Consider the following 18,303-nt stretch of genomic DNA (forward strand, 5'->3'; position numbering starts at 1 on the left):
GCGGGATCTTCCTGGTCATCGGGCTGCTGCTGCCGCTGGTCGGCATCCTGGTCGCCATCGAGATGGCCGGTGCGATCGTCCTCGTGCAAGCGGTGACCAGCAGCAGCCCGGCGAGCGCGCTGAGGAGGGAAGCGGTTCGTCGCCGCAGGCGCGCTGGGTGCATCGGAGAACCTCGCATTCTCGGTCAGGTTAGCTAAGGCTAACCTGACCGAGATGGAGGTCTGCTCAGTGGATCGAGATGACGCCCAGGGCGAAGCCGGTGGCGATCACCACCGCGGACACCACCAGGGCCCACTTGATCGCGAACCGGTGGTGGTCGCCCAGGTCGACCTTGGCCAGGCCGATCAGCACGTACATCGCGGGCACCAGCGGGCTGAGCATGTGGATCGGCTGGCCCAGCAGCGAGGCGCGGGCGATCTCGATCGGCGCGATCCCGTGCTGGGCGCCCGCCTCGGCCAGGATCGGCATGATGCCGAAGTAGAACGCGTCGTTGCTCATGAAGAACGTGAACGGGACGCTGAGCACCGCGACGATCACGCTGAAGAACGGGTACAGCCCGTCCGGCATGGCGGTCAGCAGGTAGTGCGCCATCTGCTCGATCATCCCGGTGCCCGACAGCACGCCGGTGAACACCGCGGCGGCGAACACCATCGACACCACCGAGACCACGCTGTCGGCGTGCGCGGCGATGCGGGTCCGCTGCTGCGCCAGGCGCGGGTAGTTGACCAGCAGCGCGAGTCCGGTGCCGAGCATGAACAGCACGGCGATCGGCAGCACGCCGACGATCAGGCCCACCAGCAGCGCGGCGGTCAGCGCCGCGTTGAACCAGATGAGCTTCGGGCGCAGCGACTCGCGGTCCGGGGCCAGCACGTCGAAGTCGCCGTCGGCGAAGTCACCGGTGCCGCCGCCCGTGCTGGGAGTGCTGGGGCCACCGGCGCCGGCGAGGACCAGCTCGCCGCTGCGCACCCGGGCCCGCTCCCGCAGGCCGAGCATCCAGGCGAGCACGAAGACCGTGGCCAGTCCCGCCACCAGCGGCAGGATCATCGGCACGAACAGCTCCTGCGGGTCCAGCCCCAGCGCGCTGGCGGCGCGGGCGGACGGACCGCCCCACGGCACCACGTTCAGGATCGCGTTGGTCAGGCAGGCCAGACCGGTCATCAGCACCGGGCTGATGCCCAGCTTCTTGTACAGCGGCAGCAGCGCGGACACGGTGATCATGAACGTGGTGGTGCCGTCGCCGTCCAGCGACACCACGGCGACCAGGGCCACCGTGCCCACGATCAGCCGCAGCGGGTCGTTGCGGGTCAGCCGCACCACCGCGCGGGTGATCGGGTCGAACAGGCCCGCGTCGATCATGATCCCGAAGTAGAGGATCGCGAACAGCAGCATGGCCGCCGTCGGGGCCACCGACTTGATCCCGTCGGTGATCATGTCGCCGAGGTCCGGCGCGAAGCCGCCGAGCACCGCGAACGCCGCGGGCACCACGACCAGCGCCACCATCGGTGATAGTCGTTTGGTCATCACCAGGAACAGGAAGACGGTCACCATTCCCAAGCCGAGGAGAGCGATCAACGCCTTCCTCCTTCCCACCGGACCGGAGTGGTCCGCGTAACAGCGGCGTTTCGTTTGGCGAGACCGTAGGTGAACGGATCGGGCGCGGGGAGTCTTGTGCGCGTTGTCCGCCTACATCGCGTTCTCCGCGTTCTGCTCGTATTGCTCGCGGGTTAGGGTCGACGCATGTCACGCCGGCCGATGCGGTTCGCGCGGCAGGCATTGCTGCTGCAGATCGCTCTGATCGCGCTCGTCGTCGGGATCGGTTTCGTCCTCGTCGCGTCGTTGCTGGACCGCGCCCTGGTCGACCAGTTCGGCCAGCGGGCGCTCGCGGTGGCGCGCGCCTCGGCCGCGGACGTCACCCTCGCCGATGCCGTGGCCCGCGAGGACCGCAGCGGAACCGTGCAGGACCGGGCAGAGCGGATCCGGGCCACCACCGGTGCGCTGTTCATCGTCGTCGCCGACCGCAACGGCATCCGGCTGGCGCACCCGAGCCCGGACCAGATCGGCAAGCCGGTCAGCACCGATCCGAGCTGGGTGCTCGCCGGTCACGAGGTCGTGGACGTGCAGCGCGGCACGCTCGGGTTCTCCGCGCGCGGCAAGGTGCCGCTGCGCGACCGCACCGGGGCGGTGGTCGGGCAGGTCAGCGTCGGGTTCGACACCGAGGACATCGACCACGCCCTGCTGCGCCTGCTGGGCACCACGGCGGCCTTCACCGGCGGTGCGCTGGTGGTCGGGGTGCTCGGCGCGGCGCTGCTCACCCGCGGGCTCAAGCGCCGCACCCTGGGCCTGGAACCGCACGAGCTGGCCGACCTGGTGCGCGAGCGGGAGGCGGTGCTCTACGGCATCGGGGAGGGTGTGCTGGCCGTCGACGCCGAGGGGCGGGTGTCGTTCGCCAACCAGGAGGCCGAGCAGCTGCTGGGCACCGCCGTCGTGCCCGGAACCCCGGTGCGCGAGCTCGACCTGCCGTCCCGGCTGCGCAGCGCGCTGGACGACCGGCAGCCGGTGCAGAACCTGATCACCGTCGCCGGAGACCGGGTGCTGGTGGCCAACCACCGCCGGGTCAGCCGCGACGGTGCGGACCTGGGCAGCGTGCTGACCCTGCGCGACCGCACCGACCTGGAGGTGCTCAACCGCGAGCTGGAGTCGGTGCGCGGCATGACCGACGTGCTGCGCGCCCAGCGCCACGAGTTCAGCAACCGCCTGCACACCCTGTCCGGACTGCTGCAGACCGGTCACCAGGACGACGCCGTGGCCTACCTGCAGGCCCTGACCAGCGGGCCGGTGACCGGGCTGGGCCCGGCTGCCGATGCGGTGCGGGATCCGGTGCTGCTGGCGTTCCTGGCGGCGAAGAAGGCCGTCGCGGCGGAGAAGTCGGTGGAGCTGGAGCTGGGGGAGACCAGCTGGGTGCCGGGCCGGGTGCGCGCGCCGGTGGAAGTGACCACCGTGGTCGGCAACCTGGTCGACAACGCCGTGACCGCGGCGCAGCTTGGGGAGCGGCGACCGGCCAGGGTGGAGGTGGACCTGCTCGCGGACGGTGCGACCCTGCACGTGTCCGTTGTGGACAGCGGTGGCGGAGTTCCGGAGGAGATGCGCGAAGATCTGTTCGTGGAAGGTGTGTCCACGAAGGACGGTGACCACGGGCTGGGCCTGGCCCTGTGCAGGCAGGCCGCCCGCAGCTTCGGCGGCGACGTGCGGCTGGTCGATCCGGGCGATCCGGCCGAGCGCGGCGCGGTGTTCCACGCGTGGCTGCCCGGCGCGGTGGCCGAGACCGAGGAGGAGGATCGATGATCCGCGTGCTGGTGGTGGAGGACGACTTCCGGGTGGCGCGGGTGCACGCCGAGTTCACCGAGCGGGTCGCCGGGTTCCAGGTGGTGGGCACCGCGCACTCGGCGGCCGAGGCCCGCGACCTGATCGTCTCCAGCAACCCCGACCTGGTGCTGCTGGACAACTACCTGCCCGACTGCTCCGGCATCGCCCTGCTCGGCGACCTCGACGTCGACGTGATCATGCTGACCGCGGCCGCCGACGCCGCATCGGTGCGCGCGGCCCTGTCCGCCGGAGCACTGAACTACCTGGTCAAGCCGTTCACCGCGGAACAGCTCGCGGACCGGCTCAGCGCCTACGCCCGCTACCACGCGCGCCTGTCGCCCACCGGGGGCCAGGTCGGCCAGGACGAGATCGACCGGGCGATGCGCGTGCTGCACGAAGGAGACCAGCCGGGCGCGCCGAAGGGCCAGTCCGCGGTGACCTCCCGACTGGTGCAGGACGCGCTGAACGCGGCGGACGGCCCGCGCTCAGCAGTGGAGATCGCGGCGGAACTGGGCATCGCCCGCGCCACCGCGCAGCGCTACCTCGCCGGGCTGGCCCAGGACGGCAAGGCCCGAATGACGCTCCGCTACGGCGCCAGCGGCCGCCCGGAGCACCAGTACGAGTCCACCGGCGCCTGAAGACGCAAATTCCATTGAAATCGCACCTTCGATTTCAATGGAATTTGCGGACCGCCGGGTCAGGCGACGTGGGCTGCCGGGGGGAGGTCGGTGCGGGGGCCGGTGGGCCACTGGGCCGGTTCCGGGCCGAGTTCGACGAGCTGGCGGACCTGCAGCCGGCACCAGGGCGAGACGTCGGCCTCGCCGGAGAGCACCCCGGCGCTGAACTCCTTCCAGCTCACCCAGCGGGTCTCGGCGACCTCGTCCGGGTTGGGCTCCGGGGTGTTCTCGGTGAACGCGAAGAACACCGGGCACATCTCGTTCTCGACCACGCCGTTGGGCATCTCGGCGCGGTAGCGGAAGCCGGGCAGCGCCAGCTCCAGGCCGCGCACGGTGAGCCCCAGCTCCTCGCCCAGCCGTCGGACGATCGCGGCCTTCATCTCCTCCTCGGGAGCCGGGTGGCCGCAGCAGGTGTTGGTCCACACGCTCGGGAAGGTGACCTTGTGGTGGGCCCGCTGGGTCAGCAGGAACTCGCCCCGGTCGTTGAACACGTAGCACGAGAAGGCCAGGTGCAGCGGGGTTTCCCGGTGGTGCACGGTCGTCTTGTCCTCGACCCCGATCGCCTGACCGGACTCGTCGAGCAGTACCACCTGTTCCACTGGTGCGACCTCCATGGTTCTTCGCGTCGTCGATCAGTGCCGTTCGGGCACCAGGACCACTTTGCCGTAGGTCTGCCGATTTTCCAGCGATCGGTGCGCTTCGGCAGCTTCGCCGAGCGGGAACGGCGTCCCGACCAGCGGCTTCATGGTCCCATCGGCCAGCGCCGCGAGCGCTTCGTCCTCCAGTGCCCGCATGCCGCCGGGCACCTTCAGCAGGGCCGGGCCGAGGGCGACTGTGGCGGTCAGCGCGCGGGCGAGCAGGTCATCGGAGGTGAACCGGTGCTCGCCGAGCTCGCGGCCGTACATGACGATCCGGCCGCCCGGACCGAGCAGGTCGAACGCCGCCCTCCCGTAGGCGCCGCCGGCGCCGTCGAGCACCAGGCTCACCGGCCGGTCGAGCTCCTCGCGAACCCGGTCCGCCCAGTCGGCCTCCGTGTAGTCGACCGACAGGTCCGCGCCCAGCTCGCGGACCTTGCCGACCTTGGTCGGACTGCCTGAAGCGCCCACGACGGTCGCGCCGACGTTGCGCGCGTGCTGGATCGCCAGCGCGCCGATGCCCCCGGCGGCGGAGGTGACCAGCACGACGTCGTCGGCGCTCGGCCGCGCGGTGCGCAGGATGGACATCGTGGTGCGCCCCGTGCCGATCATCGCCACCGCCTCGGTCGGATCGGTGCCCTCGGGCACCACCTGCACCGCCTCCACCTCGCGCACCGCGAACTCCGCGTAACCGCCGCTGGCCATTCCCAGGTGCGCCACGACGTGCCGCCCGAGCCACTCCTCGGCCACGCCCTCGCCGATCTCGTCGACGACCCCGGCCACCTCGCGGCCCGGCGTCATGGGCAGCTCGGGCAGCGGGAACGGGCTGCGGCCGCCCTGCCGGATGGAGGTGTCGACCAGGTGGACCCCGGCCGCGGCGACCGCGATGCGGACCTGCCCGGCACCCGGGTGCGGATCGGGGACCTCCTCGTAGCGGAGGACCTCCGCCGGGCCGAACTCGTACTGCCGGATCGCGCGCATGTCGTGCTCCTCGTGGAAGTCGGCGTGAACGCGGATCCGCGCTCACGCCGACGACGTTAGGAGTTCGACTTAACTGGAGATCAAGGCCGTTCGCCGGGAACTTCAAAGCGGTTCCGCCGTCCGCCGGTCTCGGCGCGGGCCAGGATGTCGTCCTGGAAGGCGAGGTAGAGGTTCGCGACGACCTTCGCCGACGAGATCCGCCCGCCGACGAGCTGCTCGACGTTGCGAAGGCGGTAGCGGACCGTGTTGGGGTGGATGAACAGCAGCTCGGCCGTCCGCTTGACGTCCTGGTCGCACGCGAGGTAGAGCACCACGGTTTCCACCAGGTCCGGTGAGGTGAGCAGCGCGCCGAAGTGCCGCTCGAGCCGATCGGCGACCTGGGCGTCGTCGCGGCGGGTGAGCAGCCACGCGGCGAAGTCCACCTCGTCGAGCCGCACGATGGTCCGGTCGCTGCCCCGGCCGTGGCGGCGGCCGGCGAGGTGCCAGGCGGTGCTGGCCTCCTGGACGTAGCGCCCCGCGACCGTGAGATCGCTGAACGGTCCGCTGACGCCGACCAGGTGGGTGCGCGCGAGCTCGTCCAACCAGGCATCCGCCGCGCCTCGGTCCGCGAGCACAGCGGTCAGCTCGCCGGACTCGTCCTGGCGGACGGCGTCCAGGATCAGCGGCACGCCGTCGACGTCGGCCTGCTCCAGCAGCGCCTCGACCAGGTTCCGGGACCGGTCGCCGATCGGGCTCGCCGACACCACGCGGAGATCGTCGCCGACGCGAAAACCGAAGGCCCGCAACCGGTCCCAGGTCTGGCGCACCTGCGAGGCGGTCAGCCCGCCGCGCAGGGCCGACACGATCCGGGCCGCTTCCGCCCGCTCCTGGCTGATCACCAACGACCGCGACGCACCGGCGGCGGCCAGCACCCGCTCCGCGGTCTCCAGCAGCTCGGGGCTGATGTCGTCGAGCAGCGCGCTGTTGCGCGAAGCCACCGCCAGCTGGAACCGCACCCCGCGGAGCAGGAAGGGCCGGGTGGCGACCGTCCACTGCCCGACGGTGAACCGCTGCGACTCGCCCTGGCGGGCGCTGATCTCCTCCCAGACCAGGCGCAGGGGACCGTGGCCGGTCGAGGCGACGATCCGCCCGTCGCCCTCGTAGAGCACCGCCGTTCCCTTGCACAACGTGCCGAGCCGGACCACCAGTGCGCTCACCGGATCCGAGGCCGCCAAGGCGTGCAGCAGGTCGTTCTGCAACCAGACCGTTCGCTTCAGCAGGTAGGTTTCCGCGGACAGCGCCCCGCTGCTGATGAAGTCCGCGACGAGGTCGAACGAGGTCTCGCTCGCATCCACGCCCAGCACCGGGAAGTTCCGTTCCCGCGCCGCGGCGCGCAGGCCGTGCGGCACCCGCTCGAAGTGGACGCCCGTGCCGAACAGCAGGGCCGCTGCGTCGGCCGCGACGAGATCGGCGATCAGCCGCTCCTGCGGTTCGGGGTCGTCCGGGGCGGAGGCGAACCGCAGCCCGGTGGTGAGCATGATCGCGCCGGGGCGCGGTCGGTTCGCGGTGTCGACGACCTCGACCGAGTGCGCCGCGCGGACCACCTTCGACAGGTCCCCGGGCTCCACCACGGTCAGCTGCAGGCTCGGCTCGTCGACGAGGTGGCGCAAGGTCAACTGCGACCACCCGCCGCGGCGCTCCCCGGTCACCGGCCTTCCCTCCCGCCCGTGGTTGTGCGGAGTGACAGATCATCGCCACCGCGTTTGTGATTTTCACAGTGACAGCGAGCACAGCGTGGGGCAACCTTCATTTCCAACCGCAGCCGGCAGCGGACCTTTCCCACCCGCACCACCCGAGGAGGCACCCGCATGGCCAAGCAGCGCGTGGCCGTCGACGTCGGAGGCACGTTCACCGACGTGTGCGTGTTCGACGAGGACGCGAAGAGCATCCGGGTCACCAAGGTCCCGTCCACCCCGGACGACCCGATGCGCGCGGTGCTGGACGGCATCGAGCGCGGCGGCGTCGACCTCGCCGACGTGTCGCTGTTCTCGCACGGCACGACGGTCGCCACCAACGCACTGATCACGCGGAACTTCCAGCCGGCCGCGATGGTCACGACCACCGGGTTCCGCGACGTCATCGAGATCCGCGACGGCACCAAGGACGACCTCTGGGACGCCTACAACGACGTGTCCCCGCCCTACGTCCGCCGCCGGGACCGCTTCGAGGTCGCCGAACGCATCGACTACGCGGGCAACGTGGTGACCCCGCTCGACGAAGCCGGGGCCCGCCGCGTCGCGGCGCTGCTGCGCAAGCGCGCGGTCCGGACCGTGGCGATCTGCTTCGTCAACTCCTACGTCAACCCCGCCCACGAGATCCGGATGCGGGAGATCCTCGAGGAGGAGCTGCCCGGGGTGACGATCTGCGCCAGCGCGGAGATCCTCCCGGAGATCTTCGAGCACGACCGGTTCAACACCACCGTCGCCAACGCCGTGCTCGCGCCGCTGGTCAGCGGCTACGTCAACCGGTTGGCCGAGGAGCTGGCGGCGGGCGGGTACCGCGGCGACCTCCTGCTGCTGCACTCCGGCGGCGGGTCGATGACACCGCGCATGGTGGAGCGCTATCCCGTGCGGCTGGCCGCCTCCGGCATCGCCGCGGGTGCCATCGCCGCCCGGCACGTCGCCGCCCAGTGCGGCTACGCCAACGCGATCGGCCTCGACATGGGCGGCACGAGCACCGACATCGCGATGGTCCACGGCGGTGAGCTGCGGGTGACCAAGGAGTGGTCGGTCGAGTACGGCTACCCGATCATCTTCCCGTCGATCGAGGTGCTGACCATCGGCGCGGGCGGCGGTTCCATCGCGCACATCGACGAGGCCGGTTCCTTGCGCAACGGGCCGCAGTCGGCAGGGGCTTCACCAGGCCCGGCCTGCTACGGGGCGGGCGGCACCGCCCCGACCAACTCGGACGCGAACCTGGTGCTCAACCGGCTCGGCACCGCCCTGGCCGGTGGGGCCAAGGTCCTGTCGCCGGAACTGGCCGAAGGCGCGCTCCTCGACCACGTCGCCGGACCGCTCGGACTTCCGCTGGAGGAGGCCGCGAGCGCCGTCCTGCAGGTCGCCAACGCCAACATGGCCGACGCGGTCCGCCTGATCTCCATCCGGCGCGGCTACGACCCCCGCGACTTCGCGCTGATCGCCTTCGGCGGCGCCGGTGCGCTGCACGGCGCGGAGGTGGCGCGCGAGCTCAACATCCCGACCGTCGTGGTGCCGCCGAACCCGGGCGTGACCTCCGCGCTCGGGTGCCTGCTGGTCGACATCCGCCACGACCTGTCCGCGATGTTCAGCGCGGTCGGGGACGAAGCCGACGTCGAGGAGTTCGAGAACGCGTTCGCCGGTCTGGAGGCCGAAGCGTCGGCGCGGCTGCGCCACGAGGGCGTCAGCGCTGAAGACGGCGTCCTGCAGCGGACGGTCTCGATGCGCTACCTGGGCCAGTGGCGGTCGCTGACCGTCAAGTGCGGCAGCGGGCCGAACGCGCTGCGCGAGGCGATCGAGCTGTTCCACGAGCAGCACGAGCGGGAGTACTCGTTCCGCCGGGACGACACGCCGGTGCAGATCTACCAGCTGGGCCTGACCGCCATCGGCGTCACGCCGAAACCGGTCGTCGCTCCGCACGAGGTCACGCCCGGTGCGGCACCCGCGGCGCGGCAGACCCGCAAGGTCTACTTCGACGGCCCCGGCTGGGTCGACACCCCCGTGCACGACCGGTTCGAGCTGCCCGCCGGAACCCGGTTGACCGGCCCGGCCGTCATCGAGCAGCTGGACTCCACCACCGTCGTGCCGCCGGAGGCGCGCGCCGAGATCGACGAGTGGCTGAACATCCGCATCCACCTGACGGAGGCCTGAACCATGACGACCAACGAGCAGGTGACCCCCGCGGGCCTGGACCCGGTGACCTTCGAAGTGCTGAAGAACGCCTTCGTCACCGCGGTCGACCTGATGAGCGAGCAGATCATGCGGACCTGCTACTCCTTCGTCATCTACGCGCGGGACTTCTCCTCCGCGCTGTGCGACGCGGCGGGCAACACCGTGATGCAGGGCAGCGCGGACATCGCCGTGCACGTCGGCACGCTGCACTTCCAGTGCAAGGCGGTGCTGGAGGAGTTCGGCGAGGACATCAACCCCGGTGACGTCTTCGCGGTGAACGACCCGTACCGCGGCGGTACGCACTTCAACGACGTCAGCTTCATCCGGCCCATCTTCGTCGGCTCCGAGATCATCGGCTTCGCCCAGAACAAGGGGCACTGGGCCGACGTCGGCGGCAACGTCCCCGGCTCCTTCGACGTCAACGCCAAGGAGCACTTCAGCGAGGGCCTGCGCATCACCCCGGTCCGGCTGTGGCACCGCGGCAAGCAGCTGCGCGACGTGGCGCAGCTGCTGGTCTCCAACACCCGGTCGCCCTACAGCTGCATGGGCGATCTCAACGCGCAGGCCGAAGCCACGGCGGTGTGCGAGCGCGAGCTCCTCCGGCTCGTCGGCCGCTACGGCAAGGACACCGTGGTGGCGGCGATGGAGGGGGCGCAGGACTACGTCGAGCGCATCGTCCGGCACAAACTGGCCGAACTGCCGCGCGGCGAGTGGGAAACGGTCGACTACCTCGACGCCGACCCCAGCAAGCCCGAGGGATTGGTGCCGATCTCGGTCAAGATGCGCATCGACGACGCCGGCATCCACTACGACCTCTCCGGCAGCGCGCCTGCGGTGTCGACGTTCCTCAACTCCGGCTACGGCACCACCCACTCCGCGCTGTACGCGGGGACGAAGACGTTCTTCCCCGACGTGCCGCTCAACTCGGGGCTGTACCGGGTGGTGCACGCCGAGCTCGGTCCGGAGGGGACGGTGGTCAACGCCGCGTGGCCGACCGCGGTCACCGGGTTCTGCTCGGGGCCCTACGAGAAGTTGATGAACGCGCTGTTCGAGATCTGGTCCCAGGTCATGCCCGAACGCGCCATGGCGTGCGCGTTCAACCTGGAGTACCTGCTGGTCGGCGGCCGGGACGGTCGGACGGAGGACCGGCCCTACTTCATGTGGTACGACTGGATGGCCGGTGGCTGGGGCGGCCGGGCGACCAAGGACGGATCCGGGGCGACCGCACCGGTGTTCGGGCCCGGGCTCGCCGTCCAGCCGGTCGAAGGTCAGGAGCGGCTCTCCCCGGTGCTGACCAGCCAGCACGCCATCGTGACGGACTCCGGAGGTCCGGGGCGGCATCGCGGCGGCTGCGGTCTGGAGAAGGGCGGTGTGCTCACCGACTGCGAGAGCACGGTCATGTCGTACTGCTGCGATCGCGCCCGGTCGATCACGTGGGGAATCTCGGGCGGGCTGCCCTCGCTGCCGCACGGCGTCTGGCTGAACAAGGGCACCGAGGACGAGCGGTTCCTGGGCGCGACCTTCTCCAACGTCGCGATCGAGCCCGGCAACTCCTTCACCCGGCCCTCAGCGGGCGGCGGTGGTTACGGGGATCCGCTGACCAGGGACCCGGATCTCGTCGTCGAGGACGTCATCGACGGCTACGTGTCGGTCGAACGTGCGGCCGCGGACTACGGCGTCGTGGTGCTCCCGATCGACCCGGAGCTGGACCAGTACGAAGTGGACACCGCCGCCACCGCGGAGCTGCGGGCCTCCATCGCCGCGCAGCGGCGGGACTGGTTGGCTGAGGACCCGCACGCGGTGGCCCGGCGGTACCGCGCGGGCGAGCTGGACATGCTCGACGTGATCCGGAGGTACGGGGTCATCGTCGACTGGGGCACCGGCGAGCTGCACGAGAACACGACCCGCCAGTACCGGGAGCTGCTCCAGAAGCGAGCAGCGGCGCACCTGGTGGGAGCTGCGCACCGGTGGCGATGCTCAGCGCAGTGCCGGTGGCGAGCAGTTCGGCACGTCCGCCCGCCAGCACTTCTCCGCGGCGCAGCCGCCACGGTCCCGGCCCCGCCACCGCCCAACCGTCCATTGCGGACGTATCGAACGCGGGCAGGTCGGTGCGGGCCACCAGCGGCTCGGCCAGGACATGGCCGAGAGCGTCGGGGATGTCCTTCGCAACGGGGGGAAGTGCCCGTCCGGCCGCACTGCGAGCTGCGCTCCGCGCCTGTTCCCAGGTTTCCACCGGCGGGGCGTGACTTCCCGCCGCGCTCGACGTGTCGCTGGTGCGTGTTGCCAGGGCCATCGGATTCCTCGCGCCGGGTCGTTGATCGTGGTGGCGCGCTCCACAGAGGACTCGGTCAGCGCAGATCCACTCGCCACCAGCTTCCGCCCTGCTGGGCGCCTGGTCAAACGGGTTCTCCGACCCGCTGATAGGCAACGCCTCTCACCTGCGCATCCAGCGTGATGCTGGACACGCGGTGGCCGCTGCGCGCCGTTCGGTCGTCGGTAGATAACCAGCGCCTATCAAGTGATCGAGACCGCTTCTTTGACTTCTCCGAGACGGAGGCAAAACGTGGGACGAGCGATGGCTCGCCGACTGCGGAAGCCGGTGCGCGGAGGACGAAGGGTGACGACAGCATGCGCGAGATCGACGGTTCCAGCGAGGAAGAGCTCTCGGTCACCCCGCCCAAGACCTGGGCCGCCGGCGTGCCCGCGGTGGCGCACGCGCTGGAGTACTCGCTCGAGCAGACCTCGCCGCGGCGCACGATGTTGACGCTGCTGAACGTCAACCAGGCCAAGGGGATCGACTGCCCCGGCTGCGCGTGGCCGGAACCGGGCCCGAAGCAGCGGCATCTCAACGAGTACTGCGAGAACGGCGCCAAGCACATCAACGACGAGGCGACCACGCGCCGGGTCACCGCCGAGTTCTTCCGCGAGCACCCCATCTCCGAGCTGGCCGAGAAGTCCGACCAGTGGCTCAACCACCGGGGCAGGCTCACCGAGCCCGTGGTCAAGCGCCCCGGCTCGGACCACTACGAGCCGATCGGCTGGGACGCCGCGCTCGAGCTGCTGGCCACCGAGCTGAAAGCGCTCGACTCCCCGAACGAAGCGCTGTTCTACACGTCCGGGCGGCTCAACAACGAGGCCGCGTTCCTGCTCCAGCTGTTCGCGCGGGCCTTCGGCACCAACAACCTGCCCGACTGCTCGAACATGTGCCACGAGTCCAGCGGTTCGGCCATGCAGGAGGCGCTGGGCGTCGGCAAGGGCACCGTGAGCCTCGACGACATCCACGAATCCGACCTGGTCCTCGTCGTCGGCCAGAACCCCGGCACGAACCACCCCCGGATGCTGTCCGCTCTCGAGGAGACCAAGCGCAACGGCGGCCAGGTCGTGGCCGTCAACCCGCTGCCCGAGGCCGGGCTGTTCCGGTTCAAGAACCCGCAGAAGGTGCGCGGCGTCATCGGCCGCGGAACCGCCATCGCCGACCAGTTCCTGCAGATCCGGCCCGGCGGCGACCTCGCGCTGTTCAAGGCGCTGAACCGGTTGCTGCTCGAGGCCGAGGACGCCGCCCCGGGCACCGTGCTCGACCACGACTACATCCGGGCCAACACCAGCGGTTTCGCGGAGTTCGCCGAGCACGCCAGGGACATCTCGTGGGACGAGGTGCGCACCGCCACCGGGCTGACCCGCGAGGAGATCGAGGAGCTCCGCGACCGGGTGCTGGCCAGCAAGAGCGTCATCGTCTGCTGGGCGATGGGGTTGACGCAGCAGAAGCACGGCGTGCCCACCATCCGCGAGGTCATCAACTTCCTGCTGCTGCGCGGGAACTTCGGCAAGCCCGGCGCGGGCGCCTGCCCGGTGCGCGGGCACAGCAACGTGCAGGGCGACCGGACGATGGGCGTCTGGGAGCGGATGCCGCAGTCCTTCCTGGACGCGCTGGAGCGCGAGTTCGGGTTCACCCCGCCGACCGAGCACGGTTGGGACTCGGTGGATTCCATCCGGGCCATGCGCGAAGGCCGCGCCAAGTTCTTCCTCGGCGTCGCCGGGAACTTCGTGCGGGCCGCGCCGGACAGCGACATCACCGAGCAGGCGATGCGCCGCTGCCGGTTGACCGCGCACATCTCGACCAAGCTGAACCGCTCGCACACCGTGTGCGGCGAAACGGCCCTGATCCTGCCGACGCTCGGGCGCAGCGACCGCGACGTCCAGGCCGGCGGCGAGCAGTTCATCACCGTCGAGGACTCGATGAGCTCCGTGCACGCCTCCCGCGGTCGCCTGGAGCCCGCCTCGGACGTGCTGCTCAGCGAGGTCGCGATCATCAGCAGGCTCGCCCGCCGGACCTTGGGGACCGAACCCGACATCCCGTGGGAGGAGTTCGAGGCCGACTACAGCGCGATCCGGGACCGGATCTCGCGGGTGGTGCCGGGGTTCGAGGACTTCAACGCGCGGGTGGTCGAGCCGGGCGGATTCGTGCTGCCGAACCCGGTGAACAGCGGCGTCTTCGCCACCGCCAGCGGCAAGGCGATGTTCACCGGCAACGAGCTGGAGATGCTGACCGCTCCCCCGGGACATCTGGTGCTGCAGTCGCTCCGCTCGCACGACCAGTGGAACACCATCCCGTACGCCCCGAACGACCGGTACCGGGGGATCCACAACGCACGCCGGGTCGTGCTGGTCAACCCCGCCGATCTGGAGGACTTGGGCTTCGCCGACCGGGCCGAGGTGGACCTGGTCAGCGTGTGGCACGACGGGGTGGAGCGCCGGGCGCGCAGCTTCCGGGTGGTCGGCTACCCGACGACGCGCGGTTCCGCCGCCGCGTACTACCCGGAGACCAACGTGCTGGTGCCGCTGGACAGCGTGGCCGACATCAGCAACACACCCACCTCGAAGGGGATCGTGGTCCGGCTGGAGCCCGCCACGGCCTGACCGCGGCCTGCACGGGAAGGACGAGCTCATGGGACGGGTCACCGCACGGCGGCGTGTTCTGCGCATCCGCGACGGGGTGCCGTCGCACCGGCCGGACACGCTCGCGGTGGAGGAACCGCTGGAGATCCGGGTCGGGGGACGCCCGCTGACCATCACCATGCGGACCCCGGGGAACGACTTCGACCTCGCGGTCGGGTTCCTGGTCAGCGAAGGCGTCGTCCACGCGGCCGAGGACGTGCTCGCGATCCGCTACTGCGCGGGCGCCACCTCCGACGGCAGCAACACCTACAACGTCGTCGACGTCGCCCTGGCTCCTGGCGTGCCGCTCCCCGATGCTTCGCTGGAGCGCAACTTCTACACCACGTCCTCGTGCGGGTTGTGCGGCAAGGCCAGCTTGGACGCGGTGCGCACCACGACGACCTGGACGATCGACGAGGATTCGCCCCGCGTCGACCTGGAGACGTTGACGGCCCTCCCCAACCGGTTGCGGGAAGCGCAGCGGGTGTTCGACAGCACCGGCGGGCTGCACGCCGCGGGGTTGTTCACCGCGGATGGCCAGCTCAGCTGCCTGCGCGAGGACGTCGGACGGCACAACGCGGTGGACAAGGTGATCGGCGAGGCGCTGCGCGCGGATCGGCTGCCGTTGCGGGATTCGATCCTGATGGTCTCCGGCCGCGCCTCCTTCGAACTGGTGCAGAAAGCCGTGATGGCGGGCATTCCGATGCTGGCCGCGGTGTCCGCTCCGTCGTCGCTGGCAGTCGACCTCGCAGAGGAGTCCGGGCTGACGTTGGTCGGTTTCCTGCGCGGCACGTCCATGAACGTCTACACCGGAGCCGAGCGGGTGCGCGCGGAACTCGTGGCCGACCTGCTCCGATAGGCGCGGTTTATCGGCGGAGCGGAAACGCCGCTTTGCCCCGGTCCGCCGTTGCGGCGGAGAATTCGATCCAGTTGCAGATCCTGCGCTGCGCACCGAGGAGTTCGTCGACCGGAATCCGTTGCCGGGAACGACTTCCGGGCCTCGCAGCGCGGGTGGAGGCGGGAGGTGGGCCATGCCTGCTTGGCGGGTGCGCGATTTCCACGACGACGACCTGGACCAGGCGATCCGCATCTGGGACCAGAGCCGGGAGACCGGGGAACCGGTCTTCTCCGCCGCCGAGGTGGTGTCGATCGCGCGGGCAGGCCATCCCGCCGTGGTCGCGGTGGTGCAGCAAGAAGTCGTCGGCATGGCCGTGGCCAAGGTGGAAGGCGATCGGGCCTGGCTGGCCCTGTTCGCGCTCGACGCCAGGTGGCGCAACCGCGGCATCGGCAGCGCGCTGCTGGCCGAGCTGGAGAAGAAGTTGCGCAGCATCGGCGCGCACCGCATCACCAGCTTGGTGCCCGAGGGGGCTGCGGGCTTCCGGGCGATGGTGAACTCCGGTTACCGCCCGCGCACCGACCTGACCTACTTCGAGAAGGTCGAGGAGCTGGACCCGGCCGACTTCGACGTGCTCGAGCACCTCGGCGGCATGCTCCTGCCGCCCGGCAGGTGGGCGGCGCTGGCCGGCATGCAGCGGGAGAAGGACGTCATCGAGCGCCGCGTCGTGCTGCCGATCTCGCACACCGACCAGGCCGAGCGCCACGGGGTGCTCCCGCCCAAGGCGATCGTGCTGTTCGGCCCGCCGGGCACCGGCAAGACGAGCTTCGCCAAGGCGATCGCCTCCCGGCTGAACTGGCCGTTCGTGGAGCTGTTCCCGTCCCGGCTGGCCGCGTCCTCCCCCGACGGCCTGGCGACCTCCCTGCGAGAGGTGTTCGCCGAGCTGGAAGAGCTCGACGACCTGGTCCTGTTCATCGACGAGGTCGAGGAGATCGCCGGTACCCGCACCACCCCGGCGGCAGGCCCGGCGCACGGCGTGACCAACGAGCTGCTGAAGCTGATCCCCGGCTTCCGGGAGCACGACCACCGCCTGCTCGTCTGCGCGACCAACTCGGTGAGCTCCCTGGACCCGGCGTTCCTGCGCCCGGGCCGGTTCGACTACATCATCCCGGTCGGCCCGCCGGATCCACCGGCCCGGCGCGCGATCTGGTCGCGCTACCTCGGCCCGGCCCGCGACAACGTCGACCTGGACGTGCTGGTGGAGCGGACGGAACTGTTCACGCCCGCCGACATCGAGTTCGCCGCCCGCCAAGGAGCCCAGGCCGCTTTCGAACGCGACGTCCTGCACGAGGACCGCGAACTGGCGACCACGGACGAATACCTGAAAGCGATCGCGGACACCCGGCCCACCCTCACCTCGGGAGCCATCGCGGACTTCGAGCAGGACATCGAGGCCTACACCCGCCTTTAGCCCAAGGCCGTGAAGTTTGGGCTTCGGGGCTGATGTCAAGGGGTGATCTTGGCTTGGTGGGTCGCTGAGAAGAAGGCAGCGGAGCTCCGGTAGAACGGCTTGTCATCTTCCGTGAAGAGGTCGATGACCGCAGGGTTGCCAGCGTCCGCCATGCGGAAGTAGTTGATAACAATCTCTTCGCGACGCTTCTGAATATCGCTGGTGGCGTTCACTTTTCCTCCTGGTACGTGGTGTGTGTGGTGCACTCTCGCGCTGGTTTCCCCGGCCGACCATGTTCGCTGTGCCGCCTTGCCCAGTGGCTGCCTTCTGCGGGTGCGGCCAGGACCGCCTGAGGTGTTCGCCTCCGAGGGCCAGGCTCCGGCTCTGGATTTGCTGGAGGTGAGGGGGTAGTCGCAGGTGGTGGGCCGGTATACCGGCTTTCCGGCCAACTGCCGCTACGCAGGGTGATGAGGCATGGGCGGCGATGACGAGGGTGCCGTGATGGTCCAGCCGCGCCACTACTGGAAGCAGTCCGATGAGATGTCGGTGCAACAAGGAGACCGCCCCGGGCGGGCCCAAGGGGACGTAGGCAAGCAGTCAGGCCCGATGGGCAAGGCCGTCCGGTGAGCCAGGGTGCCCGGTATGCCCACCGCATGAGGGGCGCGGTCAGACCTGCGCCTGGCCTCCGTCGACGAACCAGTCGACTCCGTTGACGAAGCTGGAAGCGTCCGAGGCCAGGAACGTCGCCACGGCGGCGATCTCATCCGGGCGGCCGATCCTGCCGAGCGGCACCTCCGAGGCGAGCTGGTGGTTCGGGCCTACGGCGCCGACCAGGCCCGGAGTCTCGGTCGGACCGGGGCTCAACACGTTCACCCGGAACTTCCGTTCCTGCGCGCTGAGCGCCCAGCTGCGCACCAGGTTGCGCACCGCTGCCTTCGATGCGCCGTAGATTTCCAGGCTCGGTCCGGGGCGGAGGGCGTTGGTCGATCCTGTCACTACGATCGAGGCGCCGTCCGACAGCAGGGGCAGCGCCTTCTGCACGGTGAAGATCGTGCCCTTCACGTTCGTACCGAAGGTGGCGTCGATGGCTTCCTCTGTGATCTCGCCGAGACGCTGAGGGACAGCGCTGCCGGCGTTGGCGACAAGCACGTCGATGCGGCCCGCCTCCTCGCGCACGACCGAGTAAAGGTCATCGAGGTCCGTCTGTACCGAAACGTCGGTCCTCACGCCGGTGGCCGCCGGCCCGATCTCAGCGACGGCCGCGTCGAGCGGCTCCTGACGGCGACCGGCCAGGAACACCCGTGCCCCCTCCGCGGCGAACCGCCTGGCGATGGCAAGCCCAATGCCGCTGTTGGCTCCGGTGACCACCGCCACCTTGCCTGCGAGTGCTTCCGTCATAACGCGCCTACTCCTCAATTCTTGACTGGTTCGTCCATAAAGCTAACCGTTGTGGACGAACCAGTCAAGAAGGGTAAGCGGGCTCTGGCGGGTGCACGGGGTCCCCTTACTTTCCGGGCCCCTT

General features: G+C 70.3%; 13 protein-coding genes and 1 pseudogene. 7 read left to right on the forward strand and 7 right to left on the reverse strand.

Translation table 11 applies throughout. The annotated features are described in order from the left end of the window. Positions 1–225: 225 nt before the first annotated feature. Complete coding sequence (locus ABTZ89_RS19560; RefSeq protein WP_351046559.1) at positions 226–1,572, reverse strand: CitMHS family transporter; 1,347 nt, start codon at positions 1,570–1,572, stop codon at positions 226–228. Between the two features lie 165 nt (positions 1,573–1,737). Here ABTZ89_RS19560 and ABTZ89_RS19565 point away from each other — a divergent pair, with 165 nt between their 5' ends. Both ABTZ89_RS19565 and ABTZ89_RS19570 read left to right on the forward strand, forming a co-directional pair. After that, the gene (locus ABTZ89_RS19565; RefSeq protein WP_351046562.1) at positions 1,738–3,342 is read left to right on the forward strand and encodes a sensor histidine kinase; all 1,605 of its coding nucleotides are present in this window, start codon (positions 1,738–1,740) and stop codon (positions 3,340–3,342) included. Continuing rightward, positions 3,339–4,001, forward strand: coding sequence for a response regulator (locus tag ABTZ89_RS19570; protein ID WP_270946777.1), 663 nt, complete (start codon positions 3,339–3,341; stop codon positions 3,999–4,001). Before ABTZ89_RS19565 ends, ABTZ89_RS19570 begins: the two co-directional genes overlap by 4 nt. A 59-nt stretch (positions 4,002–4,060) precedes the next feature. Here ABTZ89_RS19570 and idi read toward each other — a convergent pair whose 3' ends face one another. From idi to ABTZ89_RS19585, 3 genes are all read right to left on the reverse strand, one after another. Continuing rightward, positions 4,061–4,639, reverse strand: a complete 579-nt coding sequence (gene idi / locus ABTZ89_RS19575) for an isopentenyl-diphosphate Delta-isomerase (protein ID WP_351046565.1) — start codon at positions 4,637–4,639, stop codon at positions 4,061–4,063. A gap of 33 nt (positions 4,640–4,672) precedes the next feature. Continuing rightward, positions 4,673–5,656 carry a zinc-binding dehydrogenase gene (locus tag ABTZ89_RS19580; RefSeq protein WP_351046568.1) on the reverse strand — a complete coding sequence of 328 codons (984 nt, stop codon included), beginning with the start codon at positions 5,654–5,656 and terminating at the stop codon, positions 4,673–4,675. An 80-nt stretch (positions 5,657–5,736) separates the two neighbouring features. Beyond that, positions 5,737–7,344, reverse strand: coding sequence for a helix-turn-helix domain-containing protein (locus tag ABTZ89_RS19585; protein ID WP_351046571.1), 1,608 nt, complete (start codon positions 7,342–7,344; stop codon positions 5,737–5,739). A gap of 159 nt (positions 7,345–7,503) precedes the next feature. On the opposite strand from ABTZ89_RS19585, the gene ABTZ89_RS19590 reads away from it, so the two are divergent. After that, entirely contained in the window at positions 7,504–9,540 is a 2,037-nt protein-coding gene (locus ABTZ89_RS19590) for a hydantoinase/oxoprolinase family protein (RefSeq protein ID WP_351046574.1), read from the forward strand. A gap of 3 nt (positions 9,541–9,543) precedes the next feature. Continuing rightward, a pseudogene (locus tag ABTZ89_RS19595) lies at positions 9,544–11,145 on the forward strand (hydantoinase B/oxoprolinase family protein); the annotation flags it as partial. A gap of 277 nt (positions 11,146–11,422) precedes the next feature. On the opposite strand, the gene ABTZ89_RS19600 reads toward ABTZ89_RS19595, so the two are convergent. Beyond that, entirely contained in the window at positions 11,423–11,854 is a 432-nt protein-coding gene (locus ABTZ89_RS19600; protein ID WP_351046585.1) for a hypothetical protein, read from the reverse strand. A 335-nt stretch (positions 11,855–12,189) separates the two neighbouring features. On the opposite strand from ABTZ89_RS19600, the gene ABTZ89_RS19605 reads away from it, so the two are divergent. From ABTZ89_RS19605 to ABTZ89_RS19615, 3 genes are all read left to right on the forward strand, one after another. Next, complete coding sequence (locus ABTZ89_RS19605; RefSeq protein ID WP_351046577.1) at positions 12,190–14,478, forward strand: FdhF/YdeP family oxidoreductase; 2,289 nt, start codon at positions 12,190–12,192, stop codon at positions 14,476–14,478. A 28-nt stretch (positions 14,479–14,506) separates the two neighbouring features. Beyond that, a complete protein-coding gene (gene fdhD / locus ABTZ89_RS19610) occupies positions 14,507–15,355 on the forward strand; it encodes a formate dehydrogenase accessory sulfurtransferase FdhD (protein ID WP_351046580.1) in 849 nt (282 codons plus the stop codon). 172 nt (positions 15,356–15,527) lie between these two features. Beyond that, positions 15,528–16,802 (forward strand): ATP-binding protein, encoded by a 1,275-nt coding sequence (locus ABTZ89_RS19615; protein WP_270951293.1) that lies wholly within the window; start codon positions 15,528–15,530, stop codon positions 16,800–16,802. 35 nt (positions 16,803–16,837) lie between these two features. Here the strand turns inward: ABTZ89_RS19615 and ABTZ89_RS19620 are convergent, their stop codons facing one another. Both ABTZ89_RS19620 and ABTZ89_RS19625 read right to left on the reverse strand, forming a co-directional pair. Then, entirely contained in the window at positions 16,838–17,014 is a 177-nt protein-coding gene (locus tag ABTZ89_RS19620) for a hypothetical protein (protein WP_270951291.1), read from the reverse strand. Positions 17,015–17,447: 433 nt separating this feature from the next. Then, complete coding sequence (locus ABTZ89_RS19625) at positions 17,448–18,179, reverse strand: SDR family NAD(P)-dependent oxidoreductase (RefSeq protein WP_270951289.1); 732 nt, start codon at positions 18,177–18,179, stop codon at positions 17,448–17,450. Positions 18,180–18,303: the final 124 nt, after the last annotated feature.

It is taken from the genome of Saccharopolyspora sp. NPDC002686 (genome assembly GCF_040295745.1).
Taxonomy (GTDB): Bacteria; Actinomycetota; Actinomycetes; order Mycobacteriales; family Pseudonocardiaceae; genus Saccharopolyspora; species Saccharopolyspora oryzae.

Excerpts from the sequence above, each read along its gene's own strand:
- ABTZ89_RS19565 (WP_351046562.1), top strand. The coding sequence starts at position 1,738 with ATGTCACGCCGGCCGATGCGGTTCGCGCGGCAGGCATTGCTGCTGCAG.
- ABTZ89_RS19570 (WP_270946777.1), top strand. The coding sequence starts at position 3,339 with ATGATCCGCGTGCTGGTGGTGGAGGACGACTTCCGGGTGGCGCGGGTG.
- ABTZ89_RS19580 (WP_351046568.1), bottom strand. The coding sequence starts at position 5,656 with ATGCGCGCGATCCGGCAGTACGAGTTCGGCCCGGCGGAGGTCCTCCGC.
- ABTZ89_RS19590 (WP_351046574.1), top strand. The coding sequence starts at position 7,504 with ATGGCCAAGCAGCGCGTGGCCGTCGACGTCGGAGGCACGTTCACCGAC.
- ABTZ89_RS19600 (WP_351046585.1), bottom strand. The coding sequence starts at position 11,854 with ATGGCCCTGGCAACACGCACCAGCGACACGTCGAGCGCGGCGGGAAGT.
- ABTZ89_RS19605 (WP_351046577.1), top strand. The coding sequence starts at position 12,190 with ATGCGCGAGATCGACGGTTCCAGCGAGGAAGAGCTCTCGGTCACCCCG.
- fdhD (WP_351046580.1), top strand. The coding sequence starts at position 14,507 with ATGGGACGGGTCACCGCACGGCGGCGTGTTCTGCGCATCCGCGACGGG.
- ABTZ89_RS19615 (WP_270951293.1), top strand. The coding sequence starts at position 15,528 with ATGCCTGCTTGGCGGGTGCGCGATTTCCACGACGACGACCTGGACCAG.
- ABTZ89_RS19625 (WP_270951289.1), bottom strand. The coding sequence starts at position 18,179 with ATGACGGAAGCACTCGCAGGCAAGGTGGCGGTGGTCACCGGAGCCAAC.